This is a genomic window from Vibrio limimangrovi (assembly GCF_054064025.1).
In genome coordinates this window covers 52,840-70,913 of record NZ_JBSUGF010000007.1, presented here as the reverse complement: position 1 = coordinate 70,913, position 18,074 = coordinate 52,840, and the positions used below count along the sequence as shown (strand labels likewise).

The 18,074-nt window shown below is 43.6% G+C and carries 12 protein-coding genes; 5 read left to right on the top strand and 7 right to left on the bottom strand.

The features are described 5' to 3' along the window. Positions 1-356 precede the first annotated feature (356 nt). Both ppnP and ACWYU8_RS08135 read left to right on the top strand, forming a co-directional pair. Positions 357-641, top strand: coding sequence for a pyrimidine/purine nucleoside phosphorylase (gene ppnP, locus ACWYU8_RS08140; protein ID WP_457518748.1), 285 nt, complete (start codon positions 357-359; stop codon positions 639-641). 394 nt (positions 642-1,035) lie between these two features. Beyond that, the gene (locus ACWYU8_RS08135; RefSeq protein ID WP_457518746.1) at positions 1,036-2,376 is read left to right on the top strand and encodes an MATE family efflux transporter; all 1,341 of its coding nucleotides are present in this window, start codon (positions 1,036-1,038) and stop codon (positions 2,374-2,376) included. Positions 2,377-2,559: 183 nt separating this feature from the next. Here ACWYU8_RS08135 and ACWYU8_RS08130 read toward each other — a convergent pair whose 3' ends face one another. The 3 genes from ACWYU8_RS08130 to ACWYU8_RS08120 form a co-directional block, all read right to left on the bottom strand. Next, entirely contained in the window at positions 2,560-7,986 is a 5,427-nt protein-coding gene (locus ACWYU8_RS08130; RefSeq protein WP_457518744.1) for a PASTA domain-containing protein, read from the bottom strand. A 375-nt stretch (positions 7,987-8,361) separates the two neighbouring features. Then, positions 8,362-10,041 carry an RluA family pseudouridine synthase gene (locus tag ACWYU8_RS08125; RefSeq protein WP_457518742.1) on the bottom strand — a complete coding sequence of 560 codons (1,680 nt, stop codon included), beginning with the start codon at positions 10,039-10,041 and terminating at the stop codon, positions 8,362-8,364. Between the two features lie 124 nt (positions 10,042-10,165). Further along, complete coding sequence (locus tag ACWYU8_RS08120) at positions 10,166-10,786, bottom strand: DsbA family protein (protein ID WP_457518740.1); 621 nt, start codon at positions 10,784-10,786, stop codon at positions 10,166-10,168. A gap of 132 nt (positions 10,787-10,918) precedes the next feature. Here ACWYU8_RS08120 and ACWYU8_RS08115 point away from each other — a divergent pair, with 132 nt between their 5' ends. Together ACWYU8_RS08115 and ACWYU8_RS08110 are read left to right on the top strand one after the other, a co-directional pair. Beyond that, positions 10,919-11,806, top strand: coding sequence for a LysR family transcriptional regulator (locus ACWYU8_RS08115; RefSeq protein ID WP_457518738.1), 888 nt, complete (start codon positions 10,919-10,921; stop codon positions 11,804-11,806). Positions 11,807-11,914: 108 nt separating this feature from the next. Beyond that, positions 11,915-12,715: an HAD family hydrolase gene (locus ACWYU8_RS08110; RefSeq protein WP_457518736.1), complete on the top strand. Its 801-nt coding sequence runs from the start codon at positions 11,915-11,917 to the stop codon at positions 12,713-12,715. A gap of 78 nt (positions 12,716-12,793) precedes the next feature. Here ACWYU8_RS08110 and ACWYU8_RS08105 read toward each other — a convergent pair whose 3' ends face one another. The 4 genes from ACWYU8_RS08105 to ACWYU8_RS08090 form a co-directional block, all read right to left on the bottom strand. After that, a complete protein-coding gene (locus tag ACWYU8_RS08105) occupies positions 12,794-13,891 on the bottom strand; it encodes a GGDEF domain-containing protein (protein WP_457518734.1) in 1,098 nt (365 codons plus the stop codon). Then, positions 13,891-14,352 carry an oxidoreductase gene (locus tag ACWYU8_RS08100; protein WP_457518732.1) on the bottom strand — a complete coding sequence of 154 codons (462 nt, stop codon included), beginning with the start codon at positions 14,350-14,352 and terminating at the stop codon, positions 13,891-13,893. The genes ACWYU8_RS08105 and ACWYU8_RS08100 overlap by 1 nt, the downstream gene beginning before the upstream one ends. Before the next feature lie 394 nt (positions 14,353-14,746). Next, positions 14,747-15,586, bottom strand: coding sequence for an S-formylglutathione hydrolase (gene fghA / locus ACWYU8_RS08095; RefSeq protein ID WP_457518730.1), 840 nt, complete (start codon positions 15,584-15,586; stop codon positions 14,747-14,749). 89 nt (positions 15,587-15,675) lie between these two features. Continuing rightward, positions 15,676-16,824, bottom strand: coding sequence for an S-(hydroxymethyl)glutathione dehydrogenase/class III alcohol dehydrogenase (locus tag ACWYU8_RS08090; protein ID WP_444496352.1), 1,149 nt, complete (start codon positions 16,822-16,824; stop codon positions 15,676-15,678). Between the two features lie 405 nt (positions 16,825-17,229). Here ACWYU8_RS08090 and kduI point away from each other — a divergent pair, with 405 nt between their 5' ends. After that, positions 17,230-18,072, top strand: a complete 843-nt coding sequence (gene kduI / locus ACWYU8_RS08085) for a 5-dehydro-4-deoxy-D-glucuronate isomerase (protein ID WP_457518727.1) — start codon at positions 17,230-17,232, stop codon at positions 18,070-18,072. Positions 18,073-18,074 lie beyond the last annotated feature (2 nt).

The window sequence follows — 18,074 nt, the reverse complement described above, 5'->3', positions numbered from 1 at the left end:
CAAAAAAAATTAAAACGGTTTTCGAGTCACTTGAGAGAAGTTAAATAAAATTCGCACCCTGTTGCACGGTAAATGCCACATTGAGTCAATATTCTAGAAATATTCAGCAGGATTGAATTCTATTGTTTACGCCGTGCGGATTTGCATTCTGGTTTGTTGAAATTTCAAGCCAGAAAACACATGAACGCAAAGGTTATTGTGCTCAGAAAATGTTCGAACGTTTGATGTCCAGAGTACGCTCAGATGCCGGGGTGCGAATCTATTTATCAACAATGTTTATTCTTAGCGATTTATAGGCTTGAGTCGTGAAGAAAAACAGGGTAAAACAGAGCAGATTTTTAATGAGGGAACTGATAATGAGTATCAAGGAAAACAGCTATTTTGCAGGCGGCGTAAAGTCACTAGGTTTTAGTCAAAACGAACAGGAATTAAGTGTCGGTGTGATGCTTCCTGGGGAATATACGTTTGGCACTCAAGCTCCAGAGCGTATGACCGTTGTGAAAGGTGCTCTTATAGTGAAACGTGTGGGCGAAGCTGACTGGACAACGTTCAGCAGTGGTGATTCGTTTGACGTAGAAGGTAATTCCTCGTTTGAGTTACAAGTGAAAGATGCGACTGCTTACTTGTGTGAATATCTATAAGCACGAATATGAACAGTAAATGAAAGCCACCTTCGGGTGGTTTTTATTTATATCGTTAGCTAACACGAGTTCATTTCAAATTCAGTTCTTATCCCCCCCCCCCCTCAGAGTCACAAGTCCAGTCGTCGTTTCTCGAGTAGTCCAATCCATCTGTTTTTCATTTATTGACTGGATGTTGTCCCAATTACCAATTTATAAATTTTGCCAATGAATTTGGTCACCCAGATAATTATTTCCTGCAGTTCGACTAAATTTTGTTGCTGTTGTGACCTGTAAACGCATAGAATTCGCTCAAAACCTCAATTCTTGATTCAATTCAAGATCTAATGAATTTTTCTTTAAACTGCTTCACATATTTATGTGAGGCAGTTTTTAATTGTGTGAAGGTGCACCAATGCCTAAAGACCAAAACATCAACAAACGTATGTCTATTGTGACATTAGCTTGGCCGATACTTGTGGAAATTTTGCTACGGACGGCTTTAGGAACCAGTGACGTATTCATGCTGAGTGGTTACTCTGACCAAGCCGTATCTGCGGTTGGGGTGATCACCCAATTGACGTTTTTTCTCATCATCGTATCAACGTTTGTCAGCAGTGGAACGGGCATCTTAATTGCTCAATATAATGGTGCGAATCGAGAACAAGACTCCGTCCATGTTGGTGTCGCTAGTGTTGTATTGTCGGTAATCATCGGCGTTCTGCTTAGTGTGATAGCGGTTATCGGAGCGATTGTTTTCCTACCTTATTATGGCCTTGAGGGGTTGGTGGAACAGTACGCGCGAAATTATCTGTTGATCAGCGGTGCGATGACGTTCAACGTAACGATTGGTATTGTGCTAACCACCATCCTGCGTAGCCATGGTTATTCACGCTCACCTATGTTCGTCAACCTGATTAGTGGCATTTTCAATATTTTCGGTAACTACATTGCTTTGTATCAGCCATTCGGTTTGCCTGTCTATGGTGTCGAGGGTGTGGCAGTTGCTACGGTCGTTAGCCAAATTATCGGCACTTTGATGCTCGTGGTCATTTTGGCGCGAAGTAGCATTGAGCTACCTATGTCGACCATGAAGCAAGTACCTGCTGAGATTTACAAAAAAATTCTAAAAATCGGTGGGATGAATGCTGGTGAAGTGTTGTCTTACAACGTTGCACAAATCTGTATCGTCTATTTTGTGGTGCAAATGGGGACGGCATCGTTGGCGGCATTTACTTATGCTCAGAATATTGCACGTTTCTCTTTTGCGTTTGCATTGGCGATTGGACAGGCTGCACAGATTCAAACGGGGTATTACATCGGTAAGGGCTGGGTGACCAGCATTCTTAAGCGTATTCAGGTTTACTTCTTGGTTGGCTTTGTATCTTCTACCATTGCGACGGCCGCCATCTACGTTTATAGGGAAGAAATTCTGCACTTGTTTACTGATCAGCCAGAGATACTCGCACTAGCAAGTTCACTAGTTCTGGGCTCGATCCTGTTGGAAGCTGGACGTGTATTTAACTTGATCTTCATTGCAGGCTTAAAAGGTGCAGGTGACATCAAGTTCCCGGTACAAATGGGGATTGTGAGCATGTGGGGCTTAGGCGTGTTGTTCTCTTACGTTCTTGGTATTCACATGGGCTATGGCGTCATCGGCGCATGGATGGCCATTGCGTTGGACGAATGGGTTCGCGGCATCATCATGGCGAGACGCTGGCGTTCACAAGTGTGGACTAAGTTTAAGGTCAGTTAAATGAGTTCCCCCCGGCTGGGAAGAAGTTGGGTATCTCTGCTCAATTTGAACTAAAAAAGGCACTGAATTCAGTGCCTTTTTGTTATTTCTCTGCCAATAGTATTCAATATCAACGGGCTAGCGAATATAAGGGCATTATAGAGTGTTAATTCTTTCTATAACCCAACCTTTATCATCCTCAACCTAGTTTATTTGAAAAACCAAATCTACCGCAGACCCTAAAATGGCTTCAGAGGACGCTGTTGGATTTTGGCTGATCACGGTAGCACTGGATAGAGTATCTGCGTTAGTTGGGCTAATTGTTCCCAATTCTAATTGAGCGTTTTCAATTACAGTGGTTGCCTCGTTATAACTCAAACCAACTAAGTTCGGAACATCGGTGGTCGCCAGAGTGAACGTTACGTTAATAGAACCACCGTCGCTTATTGTCTCACCAGCCGCTGGAGTTTGAGATGATACCCGGGCAGCGACCTGATCAGCTGCGTCCTCAGGTGATACATCACCAAATTCTAGTCCCGAGTCAGCGAGTAGATTCGACGCCTCAAAATAGGTAAGCCCCGTTAAATCCGGTACCGTGACAGCGCCATCTGAGATAACAAGATCCACGCTTGTTTGCGTCGCTTTTTTCGTACCAGCGTCAGGGGACTGGCTTATCACACTGCCGGATGGCACGGTAGTACTCAATTCTCGGCTCACCTCACCTAATCTAAATTGGCTGTCTCGAAGTATGGAAACTGCGGTTGTAAAATCCAAGTTCGTTACGTCTGGCACACTCACATTTTTAGGCCTACAGAACTCTTCGAGGTTATTTTCGTCGATATCTGTATTATTTAGAATGGCTGCCGTTACCTTAGAATTGACTTTTATCTCTTTATAACTACTGGATACGGTGCCTGTCAGAATCTGCTTCTCGGCCGTAAAATCCTCGGTATTCATAGTAAAGTCTTTATCATTAGGTAAGTTGGTGTAAGAGGCTGTTTCAAAGTAACTAAAAGCATTATGCCAAGCTCGTGCATATGATCCGTACTTCATTAAACGTACTGCTGAAAAGCCTTGAGCAACAGGCTTACCTGTCTCATACCAACGGCTATCGTGTCCGACTACTCGTTCGCTAATTACCCACTTTTCTTCTTGTGGTTGACCATTCACTATGGTGGTTAAGCTTAAGTTTAAGTTACCTTTTAATTTACCTTTATTGTCGACATCTAATCCATCTGAAGCGACTACGGTCTCAACATAAGTAAACCGGACACAAATATCTTGAGGATCGAGTGGGTCTGTTCCCAATAGTATTTCATCGTTATCAGACAGCTCAAATATGTCTCCATCGGTATTTGGTTCTATGGGATTAGTCGCAAATTGTTTTTCCAATGAATCTGGGAGACTGTCTAAATCTGAATCAAAAGCATTTGGATCAGAAGTGTAAATGTTGGTTCGGCTTTGGTTTACGATTCGTACAGACCAACCTTTAAGCTCATCCCCATCAGATAAGCCATCATCATCTGAATCAGCATCATTTGGATTAGTAACGTATAATCCCGGCGCTTCGCTGTCCTCTGAAGCAACATCGTTGCCGCCTGCCGCCAGTGGGTTCGCTGGGCTACCCATTACCTCATCATAATCAGAAACAGTGTCTCCATCGGTATCTGATTTCCCTGGATGAGTTGAAGGATTGCTATAGTACTCTTGTGCATCAGACAATCCATCGCCATCTGTATCTGGTGATGTTGGAGATGAAATTGCTTGCTCACTTTGCTGAATGCCTGGAAAGCCAAGTGCAGTACTAACCAGTTCCCAACTTACTTCAACGCCTTGTGCCTCTTCGAGATTAGCAACACCATCAAAGTCTTGGTCTCCAATATCATCGTTGTCACGTACCGTTGGATCTCCAGCTAAACGAATTTCGTCACCATCATTCAATGTATCTCCATCGGTGTCAGCAGAAAGTGGGTTAGAAGTACATAACACGTAGTACTCATTACCATTGGCTGGAATAGTACATGAACTTGGATCTTTTCCCTCTGTACTAGTTAGAGAGATTGGGAATCTCAACTCAACATAATAACCGCGCACCTCTTCAGAGTCTGAGATACCATCCCCATCTGTATCCTGTTTCAGTGGATCGGTTCGACCACCGCCGATGACATTTCCTTCGCTATCACGGTTGACTTCCAGTAAATCGGCAAAATCGCGTTCTAGTATAAGGTTGCCGTCCGAATCCAACTCGAATTCACCAGTGAGTACATCACGTTTGAACAGCTTACGCTCATATTCTTCGTAATCACTTAAACCGTCGTAGTCAGAATCCAAGGCATCGCAGCGCGATCGTGCTTCATAACTATCACCAGTTTTTAGTTGCACCATCCAGACTTCATTACCGAGCAAAGGTTCTCCACTAGCATCAATTGCTATTCCATCAGAGTTGCGTCTGACTCCAAGTACTTCAAACCTGTCATCTAATAAGTCGTTGTCTGTATCTTGGTCGGTAGCAGGATCAACTGCAGAACAGCCATATAAATATTCAGCCCGATTTGGCAGACCATCTTTATCTTCATCGGCATAGTAGGCTAAGCGTACGCCGCGATTCGATTTCAGAGCTAGATCTGAAGGGAATAAATCGCCTCGGGGTAGTACTGAACCATCTGGCTGGATAACCCCCCAGCCTTTTGCTACATCACATTTATCTCCAGATGAAGAAATGGCTTTTGTGCCTCGAATGCGGTACATGATGGTCCCGTAGCTACAGAGTTTTGTTGCATAGCTATTAAACAGTTCATCTGCTGTTAGTGACTCTGATGGATTCGTATCCTCGTCATATTGAACTAAACCAAGTACATTGTTTAGCACGTCAGAGAAACTAGCTCCGAGCATTTTGCCTTCGGAATCAAAAATAACTCGTTTATCTTGCGTGACATCAAACCCGTAATTCACTGCAACTCGATAGCGCTCAGGGTTATCTGATAGACCATCTCCATCCAAGTCGACACCGCCAAAGTCGAAAATTAAAGGTGCAGTTCGTTCGGCGACTTCTTGAGAAGTAAACGCATATCGACGGCCATTCTCATCCTGAATTTCGTAGTTGGCTACTTTGAATATCACTCCGCGTGGATTCGCCATTAGGCTTTCAACAACGCTTGGGTATATTGTGTCTTCTTTAAATTCTATAGGGCCTCTTGCAGGAATCAGTGGGCCTAAAGAGAAAGAAAGTGAGGCATCGGCGGCTGGGACTAGGGTTGCAATTGGAATCAGTACTGCTGGATCCCCCTCGTTCGGTACTAATGCCGTAACAATGATGTTGGTCACTGTAAAGGCAATATCATTCGTTGATTTGATATAAATCGGTACGGATATGCTTGCACTTTCTACGACGCGTGTCACTGTCTCTCCGCGTACAACTTCTTGGTTAGTTTCCAATGACTTGGCATATTCGCGCGTTGATGCCTCACTTGAGGTTCGAGAAACGCTAGAAGTCCAACTGTTGTTTGTACTTAATTCTTGGCTTAGACTGAGCTTCCATTCAGGTACAAGGGATGTCGCTTTAAATCCTAGCTCTTGTTGGAAGCCCAGCTTAACATCGAAGCTATGTGAGCTACTGTCAGACTTACTGTATTCACTTGATCGTGTTTGGGTTAGAGTCGTGCTGACGGACTCTGTTTCGCCCCTAGTGGTACTACCTTCTTTGGTTACATCGAAACGATAATCAAGCTGAAGGTTTATATTACCGACTTCGATATCCAGTTGTGGGAGGTCGGAAATGCGAGGGTTTCTATTTACTGTGATTTCATAGAAATCATCCAACTGATCGCCATCAGTATCAGCGAATAATGGGGAAGTGCTGAAGCTGTTGAATTCCACTCCATCCGTTAATCCGTCACCATCTGAATCTTGATTAAATGGGTCAGTGTAAATTTCGTTGAGTTCTTGATAGTCACTTAGGTCATCGTAATCTGTGTCTCTATTTCGAGGGTCTGAACCATAGCTCCTTTCTTCAAAGTCGCTAATTCCATCACCGTCGGTATCGAACAGATCAGGGCTACTTGTCACCTGTTTGCGTACTTTATCTCCAGTTAATGTAATATATTCCACTTCATAACCGGAGAGCTCGTCGTTATCAGTAAGCCCATCACTATCTGAATCTAACAAAGACTGATTGTCTGTGGGCGTACCTGCGAATAACGCTGTGTTGGCACTTAGAAAACCTCCGGCAGTAAATGAGTTATCCAGCTCCTGACCATAGGTATCTTTTACGTTTACTGCGGTAATACGATACGTCAGTTCATTTTGAGAACGCGTTTGAAGTAATACTGAACTTCGATCGTTGGACAGATATTTAGCGCTGACAATGCTTAGTGTACCTGCTTCACTATTGACATTTTCTTGTACGATAAAATAGTTACCAGGGTCTTCGACACTTGATGACATGGGTTTGCTAAAGCTTACAACCACAGTTGTATTGCTGGTTGAATTAGCACCGATTAAACGAGGTAACTCCAATACTGTCGCTGGATCCGATTCACCCGCGTAGATTGTTGTTACGGTATTAGCGGTGTTAGTTGTATCAACGACATTGCCTTTAGGGTCTTGTACACCTTCTACGACAACGAAATATTCAACTCCCACTTCTTGCGGTAACGTCGTCAAAAGCACCTGCGTGTTGTACTGATTCAATACGGCATCAGTAATGGCGAGCTGAACGCGATTTTGCTCCTGGCATGGGCTTTCCGCAACTTGGCAGTAGTAAACGGTGTAATTGCTTGGGTCTCCAGCGTTGTCAGAAACCGCTTCATTGAAGGTGAGTACAATTGTCGTAGGCCCGGTCGTTTCAACTCCTTTTACTACTGGAGGAGTTGTATCAATCGGGTCAATGCCAAAGAAATTCTGAATTGTGTAGTTCGGATCTATTCTCTTTTTTTCTGGTGAGGACCAAACATTAGTTACTTTGACCCGATATTGAATATTGTCCTGAGAGCTTGTTGTGAGAATAACCGTTGAAGTGTCAGAGCCTAAAGTGGCTTGTAACACAGTTAGCCCTCCGACATCGACTTCTGGTGTGTTGTCATCGGCTGCGACAATTCGGTAAAATTCAATGGTTTCTACTGAAGTAGACATATCATCACTAAAGGTCAGAAGCACTTGTGTGTTTGAGAGTGAGATAGCTGTTAATAGTGCAGGCTCTGGGCGAAGAGAACCCTTGAACTGGACAGAGTTGTTAGCCGCAGCATTGGCGTATGAAACAAAAAACGCCGAAACAGATTGAGAAGCTAACTTAGAATCCTCGGATTTAAGAGTTAGCGTATAGTTATTCTCTTGCTGAGCTGTGGTCGTTAAAATTATCTGTGAACCACTTTCGTCAATAAAACCGTCGGTAACTTGCAGAGTTGTGCCAAACTCATCGACGATCTCGTAATTGCTCGGATCCTCAAGATTGGCAGAAGGGGTCCCTTCAAACGCAAGTGCGACGTAATGATTGCTTAGTGCTTCAGCACTCAGAAGAGTTTGTGGTTCTATTGAGGAGGCTTCATCTGCTGATGAAGATGAGTCCTTACAACCCGAGACTACGAAACACAAGAAAATGATTGCTATAAGAATGGTGCGGGAGCTGCTGTTCATGCTGCTTCTCCGATAGGTTTATATGATTAACACAACGTATTTGTGTTAATCATATTTTTTGTTGATTAGCGAACTACCAACCTACCAATGAAATAGACAGCACTTTCAAGCTGGCAACGGGATATTACCTTCGATCCTAGCTGCATATTTTTTGAGCTCAATGTTGCTTAATATTAAAAATTGTAACAAAATGTAATTTTAGTTGATTTATTGTTACTTTTTATTTATTTAGGGCGCTGATAAAAAACTCAAAAAAACTTATTTTTGGGTATATAAAAAGGCAGTAGCTGTTATTCGCTACTAGAGTAATTTCTCATCACTATAATGAACTTGTTGCAAATATGAATCATATTATCAATCAATGGCTTGGTAAGTTCAAAACTCACAATCCGCATGGAAGCTCATCCGTTCTTTGCTGTACGGATGGTCCAGATCCAGCATTTCAGCATGCAGGTGCAAGCGATTCGCCTTCTCGCCATACAGGCCATCACCGACCATTGGCATATTCAAACCTAGGTGATGAGCACTGTGGACACGCAGTTGATGCGTTCGCCCAGTTTTTGGATACATGTACACCTTGCTACGTCCGTTTTTCACTTCAATCAACTGCCAGTATGTCTCGGCGGGTTTTCCATGCTCAAAGCAGACCAATTGACGTGGGCGATCTTCGGGGTCGCCACGCATTGGCAAAGATATTTCACCTTCAGGCTCATTCAGCTCACCTTCTAACAGAGCCATGTAGCGCTTTTGTACGCCACGCGTAATGAACTGTTTCTGTAAACTCTTATTGGCGCGTTTGGTCAAGGCAAACACCAAAATGCCTGATGTCGCCATGTCTAGGCGATGAATAACAAAAGGCCCTTCTGCATCAGGGAACATGGCCTGTAGCCTTGTGTAGGCCGAATCTTTGATGGTTTTACCCGGAACGGATAGCAAACCAGATGGTTTGTTGACCACTACCATAGCCTCGTCCTGATAGAGAATTTCCAACTCTTTGTCTTCCGCCCAGTTTTCAGCAAGTGGGTTCGGCTCGACGTTCATACCTTGCTGCATGTGCCCCAAGATTGGCTGGCATTTGCTGTTGCATGATGGGTAGAACTTTTTATGTTGGCGCACTTCGGACTTTGGTGATTCACCCCACCAGAACTCAGCAAGAGCCAGCGGCTTAAAACTGTGTTTGAATGCGTATTGGAGCAGTTTTGGTGCCGCACATTCCCCTGCACCTGCTGGTGGCACAGGATTGGTGGTCTCGGCGAAGATGTCTACTAAATCGCACTCTTTGCCCACAATATTGAGAAAGCGATATTGCCTGTGTAGTTTGTGTTGCAGGGCATTAGATAGCATTTTACGGCGATCTTTAAGCTCTGATAACTGGCGCTTAAGTGCGGTTAAACGCTGTTCTTTCACCGACAACTTATCATCCCAAGCCATCTTGAGATATTTGAGCGTGTTTTTCTCGGCTACGCTTTGCTTACCCAAGTCGTCCAACAAGCGTTTTAGTTCATCGGGACACAGCGTTTGTTCACCTTGTTGTCTCTGCTGTTTGCGTCTGGCACGGCCTTCTATCATCAATTGGCGATGTGCTTGCTCTTCTTGTTGATACGCCATGCGATCAGCTTGAATCTCGTCTTTTAGACCAGCGAGCGCTGGGTTTTCTACACACTGTTTGTACTCGGCATTGACGGCATTGATGGCGTCGGTTTCTGCGCGGAAAAAACCTTCGTCTGTCAGCATATCGTACACAGGAGGAACAAATCCCGGCAGTAAGTTTTGGTCAGCAATTTTGCCGGAAAAAGCACTCAGATAACCGATCTCGCCTTGTAAATTCTGCACCAACAGTACACCGAACATTTTACCGCGGCCTGCTTGCTCGCCATCAAAACCGAAGTCATGGTCAAAGTCAGTTTGCGTGAGTAAATGCTGTTGTAATTGTTCAGCAGCTAGCACGCAAAGCGGATGTGGCGTGTAATAGAACGGAAACGTAAACTGCTCTGGTAACTCATAACCAGAAATATCAGCAGTAAAACGAGTAAAACAAAGTTCAGGCGAGTGCATGTGTGTATCCGCTCGAGTAAAAAATCGAGCGAGGATTGTACATGTTTGACTCAGGATTACCATGTTGATATCGAACTTGGGCATCACTCTTTCAGTATCAGAAAGACAAGACTCCACGTAAGGGTTATAACAATTGTTGCAATGCGTTTTGCCATTGCTCTGGTTTACCGTAATAAGCCGAGTGGGGAATTCTAAAGAATTGGCCTTCTTTTTCTACCAGTAAAGTTGGGAATCCACTCACTTGCAACTGGCTCATTAACTGCTGGCTGGAGTGAATTTCGTTGATCAATACGGTTTGATTTTGCTCCATCAGTTCGTCCCAATCGCTTGTGTCCAATCCGAGTGTTTTAGCAATGGATTTTAGCGTAGAGGGCTCATTTACTTTGAGTCCCGATTGGTAATGAGCAGACTGAATCGCTTTCAGCATAACCCATGGATCTAGGCCTAGTTTCTCTGCGGTTAAGATGGCTTGCGTAGGCAAATAGGAATCTAGGATAAACTCACGCTCTTGCTTCACTCTTTGCACGTAAGCATCGCCAAATACAGCGCCTGTCTCTGCAGCTATACGTTCGTCACTGCCAATAATGTGCTGGCGAAATTCGGAACCAATCACATGCTGATTGAGCATGCCTCCTGGATGGAACACGACATTAAATTGTGGTGATTCTACCATTGGCTCGATCAGTTGCGATGCGCCATAGCACCAACCACACATAGGGTCGTACAAATAATGAATGGTTACCATGATATTTCTCCTCAAGAACATAATCGCTAAGTAAGTCAGTTTAGTTTGGAATCAGAGCCGATGTTATGAAATTGATACGACCGAAAAAATACACAATAATGTACAACACTGTTTCGTATTTCGAGCAAATGTATGGATAAAGTAACGGCGGCTAAAGTTTTTATTGATGTGGTGTATTCCGGTAGTTTTACAGCGACAGCTGAGCGGCTGGATATGTCCAGACCAATGGTGACGCGCTATGTAGAAGCGATGGAAAACTGGCTTCAGACTCGACTATTGCATCGTACCACTCGTAAAGTCTCACTCACGAGCGCCGGAGAACGCAGTGTGCCGCAAATTGAACGTTGGTTGAAGCTGGCAGATTCAATGACGTCAAACATTGCATCTGATGGTGAATTGACGGGAAAAATCCGGCTTGCTTCAAGTGCATCTTTTGGATTTTCTCAGTTGATTCCTGCGGTAAACAGCTTTATGCAGATTCACCCTAAAGTTCATATCGACATGGACTTGCAAGATACGGTCAGTGACCTTACTGAACAACGTATTGATCTGGCGATCAGAATTGCGTCGAATCCAGATCCTTCGCTGATTGGAAAGCCTATTGCGGTATGTGAATCGGTGTTGGTGGCATCACCAGATTATCTTACCAAGCACAAACAGATATCCCATCCGCGAGATTTAACTGACCATGATTGTTTAGGCTATAAAAACTTTGAGCGACGCGTTTGGCATTTAACTCAAGATGATAGGTTTGAATCGGTCAGCATTCATTGTCGGTTAACCTGTAATGAAGCGACGGCATTGCTGCATGGCACTCTGCATGGAATGGGGGTTGCTTTACTGCCAACGTATTTAACGACAAAGTATGTGAACACAGGTCAGCTTGAACTGGTACTGCCGGACTGGAAACCGAGCCAACTGAACATTTATGCGCTGTACTCATCTCGTAAACATTTATCTCCGGCAGTCAGAGCGTTTATCGATCATAGTGAGAACTACTTTAAGCGACACCCTTGGTAGTTCTAAAGTCTGCTTGTTAAAGCATAAAGCAACTCGACTTGAGATTCACTCAAGATCCTGTACCTTAAAGGTATCCAAGTTTTCCGACACCAGTTAGAGTTTTATCTCATGTCACTAGACAGTATTAAATTTATCGCCTCCGATATGGACGGCACTTTACTCGATCAGTACGGTCGGTTAGATCCTGAGTTTTTTGATCTGTTTTTACGCTTAGAAGAAAAAGGCATTTTGTTTTCGGCAGCTTCTGGGCGTCAGTATTATAGCTTGCGTGACACTTTCGCTCCGATTCAGGATCGCATCATGTACGTGGCAGAAAATGGCACTTTGGTGATACACAAAGATAAAGAGCTCTATAGCTGTACCATTCCGAAACCTGAAGTGGCAGAGATAATCAAAACGGCGCGTGGCATAGATGGGGCACACATTGTTCTGTGTGGTAAGCGTTCGGCTTATATCGAAATTCAGGATCAAAAAACACTCGAAGAGTTTCAAAAGTACTACCATCGCTGTGAAAATGTCGACGATTTGCTAGAGGTTGACGACGAGTTCATTAAAGTTGCAATCTGTCACTTTGAAGGTTCGGAAGAGCTGGTATTCCCGAGTATGGATGCCCAGTTTGGTGAATCGCATAAAGTCGTGGTGAGTGCCAAAATTTGGTTGGACATCATGAATGCACAAGCGTCAAAAGGTGCGGCAATTCAGTATCTTCAACAAATGATGAACTTTACTCCAGCAGAGACAATGGCATTTGGCGACTACCTGAATGATCTGGAAATGCTGCAGGTGAGTGAGCACTCTTATGCGGTCGCAAACGCTCATGAAGAGATTAAGAAAATCGCTCGTTTCTCGGCGCCAAGTAATCAAGAAGCGGGTGTGCTGACGGTACTGAAGAAATTGCTCGACAACTAGGTATCGAGTTACAGATTGCTTTGTTACCTAAAACAATGCCCTGCACGATAATGCAGGGCTTTATTTTATCGATGTAGTTCAACGTTGGAATTTCATTTTGTACATACGTTTATCTGCGATGTTAATAAGAAAGTCTACATTGTTGCTATCTGCTGGATACTTCGCTATTCCGATGCTAGTAGAGAGTGACGCAGCGTTATCGTTCTTCAATACAGGGGTTTGAAATACTGCGTTGATGTGACGCTTTATCTCTTCTTCTGTGACGTTTTTATCTTGAACCACAATGGCAAATTCGTCACCTCCCATGCGATATGCAGAAAAGCTGTTTAGCTCCATTGACTTTAGTCTGTCGGCTATCGTGCGTAAAACCTTGTCTCCTGCTAAGTGTCCATGAGTATCGTTAATCTGTTTAAATCCATTTAAATCGAGGATACACAGTGAAAAAGCGACTCTGTTGAGAGTGTTCTTTCTTAGTGTTACAAACAGCGCATTTCGGTTACCAAGTTTTGTTAGTGGATCGCTTAGCGCCAGTTTTCTGTGAAAACGAGATTCACGATAAAAGAAGTAAACAAGGGACAACGCGGAAAAAACAAACGTAGCAAACAGCGTGTACTGAGCTTGCACGAGTCGTTGTGTTTCTCCTTTCTGGGCTTCATAGACTTTGCTGGTGAGGCGAAAATTTTGGTTCACAAAATCAACTAAATCTAAATACAGTGTTTGCGTTAAACGATAAAACTGGGCGGCAGCCTGACTATTGCCTGTTTTGGCTTCAACAAGAAGTGGCTCTAGCTCTTTGAAGTCATTATATAAATCGACAAAGTATTGCTGCATATTGTTGCGCGAAAAGAAAGTATAAGCGTCATCACTATTAATAAGTAAATCAAATCGACTCCAGGCGAGTTCATATTGTAGCTCGGCCCCATCAATATTTAAGACGTTCTCATCGAGTCGACGCGCTTCACTAACCAATTCGGATAGCTCTTTGGAAAGCTGAAACAAAAACCATGTAGCCTGCTTCTGTTCATTTGTGAAACTCTGCGCTAATGTGCGGGTTTGTTTGAGTAGCATGACGTTAGCAAGCAATAAAGAGACCGCGAAAACCAGCAACAGTAGTTTACTTATTGTGGAATTTTGCCACTTTTTGGTTTTCATCGGGTTAGCTTCTGATAACTTCATTATTCTTGAACTAATGTAAACTCATTCACTTGCCATACCATTTGAGCATGATATTTCGTAAGGTTTAGCTCTGGGTAAAGGTTCAGCGGGTAAACCACCCAGTACGGGCCTTTGTTTCTAATTTGTAAGTAATGCTTGTCTTTTTTATAAGCCAGTATGGGTTGATAACGAACAATGTCTTCGCGAGAGACGACAGCGTGGTAGTTATTCAAACCACTGATGTCGACTTTTTCAGGGATGCGACCATAAACGTGAGTCAGCAGTGTGCTGAGTGTTACGCCAGTAAACTCAGCCAGACCTTTATCCCATGGCAATTCAGTTGTGTAAGTTGTCTCAGGCAAAGATTGAATGTCTTCTAACTTCAGGGTGACCGCAACCTTTTCAGGGCTGCTAAAAGTAACGTCATTTGCGGAAATAAATGGCGCAAAAAGCAGCAAGCTTAAAACGAGTATCTTCTTCATTCTGTTCATTCGGAGTTTTATTCTTTTATTGAGCTAGAACAAAAGGTGCTAGCAATGACTTATTTATGATTATGACGAATTTGAGTTAATAAACGACTTTGTAATTATATATCGTGTTTGAAAAGTAACCGTACGTTTAGTTTACGTCAAGACTATTAAGCAACTTCTCATATAAAAGAAGCCAGAAGCGAAGAGATAGCAGGTCTTTATAAGCAATTGATACCCGTTCGGTGTTGCTCTATATTAATCAGCATAATTATCAATTAATAATATTCTGTCGCGAATTAACATTTTTAAATATTTTTTATTTTTTAAAATATTCTTTATTCTGTGAATAAGTATTCAAAAAATAAAGCCACCTGAGTCGGTGGCCTTATTTTTAGTATCCACTGAATTACTCAAATAAGTACTTCGCATGGAAGTTTAGGTGATCGTCGATAAAGCTCGATATGAAGTAATAGCTGTGGTCGTAACCCGACTGCATGCGCAGTTTTAATTCCGAATCATGGGTATTGGCGGCTGCGATTAACGTTTCTGGTTTGAGTTGCTCACTCAGGAAGCTGTCGGCATCACCTTGGTCGACCAGAATAGGCAATGGTGATTGGCCTTGTTTCAACAGCTCACTCGCATCATATTGCTTCCAGGTTTCGATATCGCTACCAAGATAGGCAGTAAACGCCTTTTGACCCCAAGGACATTGCATTGGGTTACTGATAGGGCTAAATGCCGAGATAGAACGGTATTGCTCAGCATTTTTCAAACCAATCGTTATCGCACCATGGCCCCCCATGCTGTGCCCAGAAATCGATTTCAAATCAGAGACAGGGAAGTTGCTCTCAATGATAGCTGGCAGCTCTTTGGTAATATAGTCGTACATCGAGTAATGCAGTGACCAAGGTGCCTGAGTCGCATTGAGATAAAAGCCTGCACCTTGACCGAGATCGTAATTTTCATCGTCTGCAACATCCTCACCACGAGGGCTGGTGTCGGGTGCGACAATCGCGATACCAAGTTCAGCGGCCATGCGAAAAGCCCCAGCTTTCTGCATAAAGTTTTCATCGGTACAAGTGAGTCCGGATAACCAGTAAAGAACAGGTACTGGGTGGGATTTTGTTGCGTTTGGCGGTAGGAAGATAGCGAAACGCATTTTGCAATTAAGCGAAGTGGATTCGTGTGTGTATTGTTTGTGCCAGCCGCCGAATACTTTGGCCTGGCTAACGTTTTCAATCATCATGAATAGACTCTCAAACAGCAGAAATTAGATTAAACGGCGGGAAACCGCTAATACAATAAGGCTCTCCCAAGGGAGAGCCTTAAGCGGCATTATTTGTCCATGTGGATAACGCTACGGATGCTCTTACCTTCATGCATAAGATCAAACGCTTTGTTCACGTCTTCAAGCCCCATAGTGTGAGTAATGAACTCTTGTAGTCCGAATTCACCTGCCATGTATTTTTCTACAATGGTTGGAAGTTCAGAGCGGCCTTTTACGCCACCGAATGCGCTGCCTCGCCATACGCGGCCAGTCACAAGTTGGAATGGACGGGTAGAAATCTCTTGGCCAGCACCAGCTACACCAATGATGACTGATTCACCCCATCCTTTGTGACAGCATTCAAGCGCCTGACGCATCACGTTAACGTTACCAATACATTCAAACGAGAAGTCCACGCCACCGTCCGTCATTTCAACGATCACTTCTTGAATTGGCTTGTCGAATTTCTGAGGGTTGATTACGTCTGTTGCGCCAAGTTGTTTCGCAAGATCGAACTTACTCTCATTGATATCGATACCGATGATGCGGCTTGCACCTGCCATACGAGCGCCGATGATTGCAGACAGACCGATACCGCCCAGACCAAAGATAGCGACTGTGTCGCCTTCTTTAACTTTTGCTGTATTTAGTACTGCGCCCATACCAGTAGTTACACCACAGCCAAGCAGACACACTTCTTCCAGAGGAGCTTCTTTGTTCACTTTAGCCAGTGAAATTTCTGGAAGTACAGTGTACTCAGAGAAAGTCGAGCAGCCCATGTAGTGGAAAATAGTTTCGCCATTGATAGAGAAGCGGCTAGTGCCGTCTGGCATCAGGCCTTTACCTTGAGTTTCACGAACTGCCTGACAAAGGTTAGTTTTGCCAGATTTACAGAACTTACACTCACCACATTCTGCTGTGTAAAGAGGAATAACGTGATCACCAACTTCAACACTAGTCACGCCTTCACCTACCATTTCAACGATACCGCCACCTTCGTGACCAAGAATCGCAGGGAAGATGCCTTCAGGATCGTCACCAGATAGTGTGAATGCGTCAGTGTGACAAACGCCTGTTGCCACGATGCGAACTAAAACTTCACCTTTTTTAGGAAGTTGTACATCCACTTCTTCCATTTTTAGTGGCTCACCTGCCGCCCATGCGACAGCCGCTTTAGATTTAATCGATGTTTGACCTGGTTTGATATCAAGTGCCATTGGATTTTCCTTATCTAATCAATAGGTAGGCGTCGTAATTAAGCGTAGCTGAGCTTTCGTTTTTCGCCTGATGTTTTACTGGTTTTCATTCTATCTATTTCAATAAAAATGATAATCCATCCTTTTGAAAATGATTTTTACAAATACGTAATAATTTGCCGGGGTTTTCGCTGGTGTATCGATGAGAGTTCATTTTAATAACATTTGGTATTAAATAAATAAAACAATGTTTCAACTTCTAACTTTTGAGTCAATTTCATTAGAAAAAAAGGCCTCATGTCACATTAATCCCGGCTTTGATTTGATGCTGATTGCTAGAGATCTCAATTCAATTTAAATCAAATTTGAACGATATTGATCATATATGAACTGTCTATACACTTATCTCAAACAAAGGAGAGATAGATGTATACCAATTACAACAGCAATCCGCTGGATGCAAAGCATTATGATACACAGCGTTTGCGCGACGAATTTCTCAATGAAAACTTATTTATTGAAAACAAAATAACCTTACTTTACAGCCATATAGACCGCGTTGTTGCACTGGGTGTGTGCCCGACTTCTCAACCACTGGGCTTGGATGAGTACATTGATAACGATGTGTTTGGCACTGACTATTTTTTACAGCGTCGTGAGCTGGGCATGGTGAACCTGAGTCAGGCTCCGATAGAAGTGAGTACAGCAAACAACACCTACAGGCTTGAATATCTTGATGCACTGTATCTGGGCAAAGGTGAGCAGAACATCACTTTTACTTCATTGAATTCTGAGCAAGAACCTGTTCTCTACTGCTTGAGTGCGCCTGCACATCAAACTTATCCGTCTCGTTTGATTACGCGACAAGACGCAAATGTGGTTGAGCTTGGCTCTAATGAAACAGCGAATTTGCGTGTTATTAACCAGTACCTTCATCCTGATGTGCTGCCTACATGCCAGCTGTGTATGGGCGTGACGCATCTCGCTCCAGGAAGTGTGTGGAATACGATGCCGGCTCATACCCATGAACGTCGCATGGAGGCCTACCTCTATTTCAATATTAAAGCCGACCAGGTCGTTTTCCATTTCATGGGTGAACCGCAAGAAACCAGACACATCGTGGTGCGCGACAAGCAGATAGTTCTGTCGCCTAGTTGGTCTATTCACTCAGGTTGCGGAACCAGCAATTACAGCTTTGTCTGGGGAATGCTTGGTGAAAACCAAACCTTTGATGACATGGATTTCGTCGACATGAACGCGATCCGATAAAT

What these genes read in the sequence shown, in the direction of transcription:
- ppnP (WP_457518748.1), top strand. Translation starts at nt 357, where the DNA reads ATGAGTATCAAGGAAAACAGCTATTTTGCAGGCGGCGTAAAGTCACTA.
- ACWYU8_RS08135 (WP_457518746.1), top strand. Translation starts at nt 1,036, where the DNA reads ATGCCTAAAGACCAAAACATCAACAAACGTATGTCTATTGTGACATTA.
- ACWYU8_RS08130 (WP_457518744.1), bottom strand. Translation starts at nt 7,986, where the DNA reads ATGAACAGCAGCTCCCGCACCATTCTTATAGCAATCATTTTCTTGTGT.
- ACWYU8_RS08125 (WP_457518742.1), bottom strand. Translation starts at nt 10,041, where the DNA reads ATGCACTCGCCTGAACTTTGTTTTACTCGTTTTACTGCTGATATTTCT.
- ACWYU8_RS08120 (WP_457518740.1), bottom strand. Translation starts at nt 10,786, where the DNA reads ATGGTAACCATTCATTATTTGTACGACCCTATGTGTGGTTGGTGCTAT.
- ACWYU8_RS08115 (WP_457518738.1), top strand. Translation starts at nt 10,919, where the DNA reads ATGGATAAAGTAACGGCGGCTAAAGTTTTTATTGATGTGGTGTATTCC.
- ACWYU8_RS08110 (WP_457518736.1), top strand. Translation starts at nt 11,915, where the DNA reads ATGTCACTAGACAGTATTAAATTTATCGCCTCCGATATGGACGGCACT.
- ACWYU8_RS08105 (WP_457518734.1), bottom strand. Translation starts at nt 13,891, where the DNA reads ATGAAGTTATCAGAAGCTAACCCGATGAAAACCAAAAAGTGGCAAAAT.
- ACWYU8_RS08100 (WP_457518732.1), bottom strand. Translation starts at nt 14,352, where the DNA reads ATGAAGAAGATACTCGTTTTAAGCTTGCTGCTTTTTGCGCCATTTATT.
- fghA (WP_457518730.1), bottom strand. Translation starts at nt 15,586, where the DNA reads ATGATGATTGAAAACGTTAGCCAGGCCAAAGTATTCGGCGGCTGGCAC.
- ACWYU8_RS08090 (WP_444496352.1), bottom strand. Translation starts at nt 16,824, where the DNA reads ATGGCACTTGATATCAAACCAGGTCAAACATCGATTAAATCTAAAGCG.
- kduI (WP_457518727.1), top strand. Translation starts at nt 17,230, where the DNA reads ATGTATACCAATTACAACAGCAATCCGCTGGATGCAAAGCATTATGAT.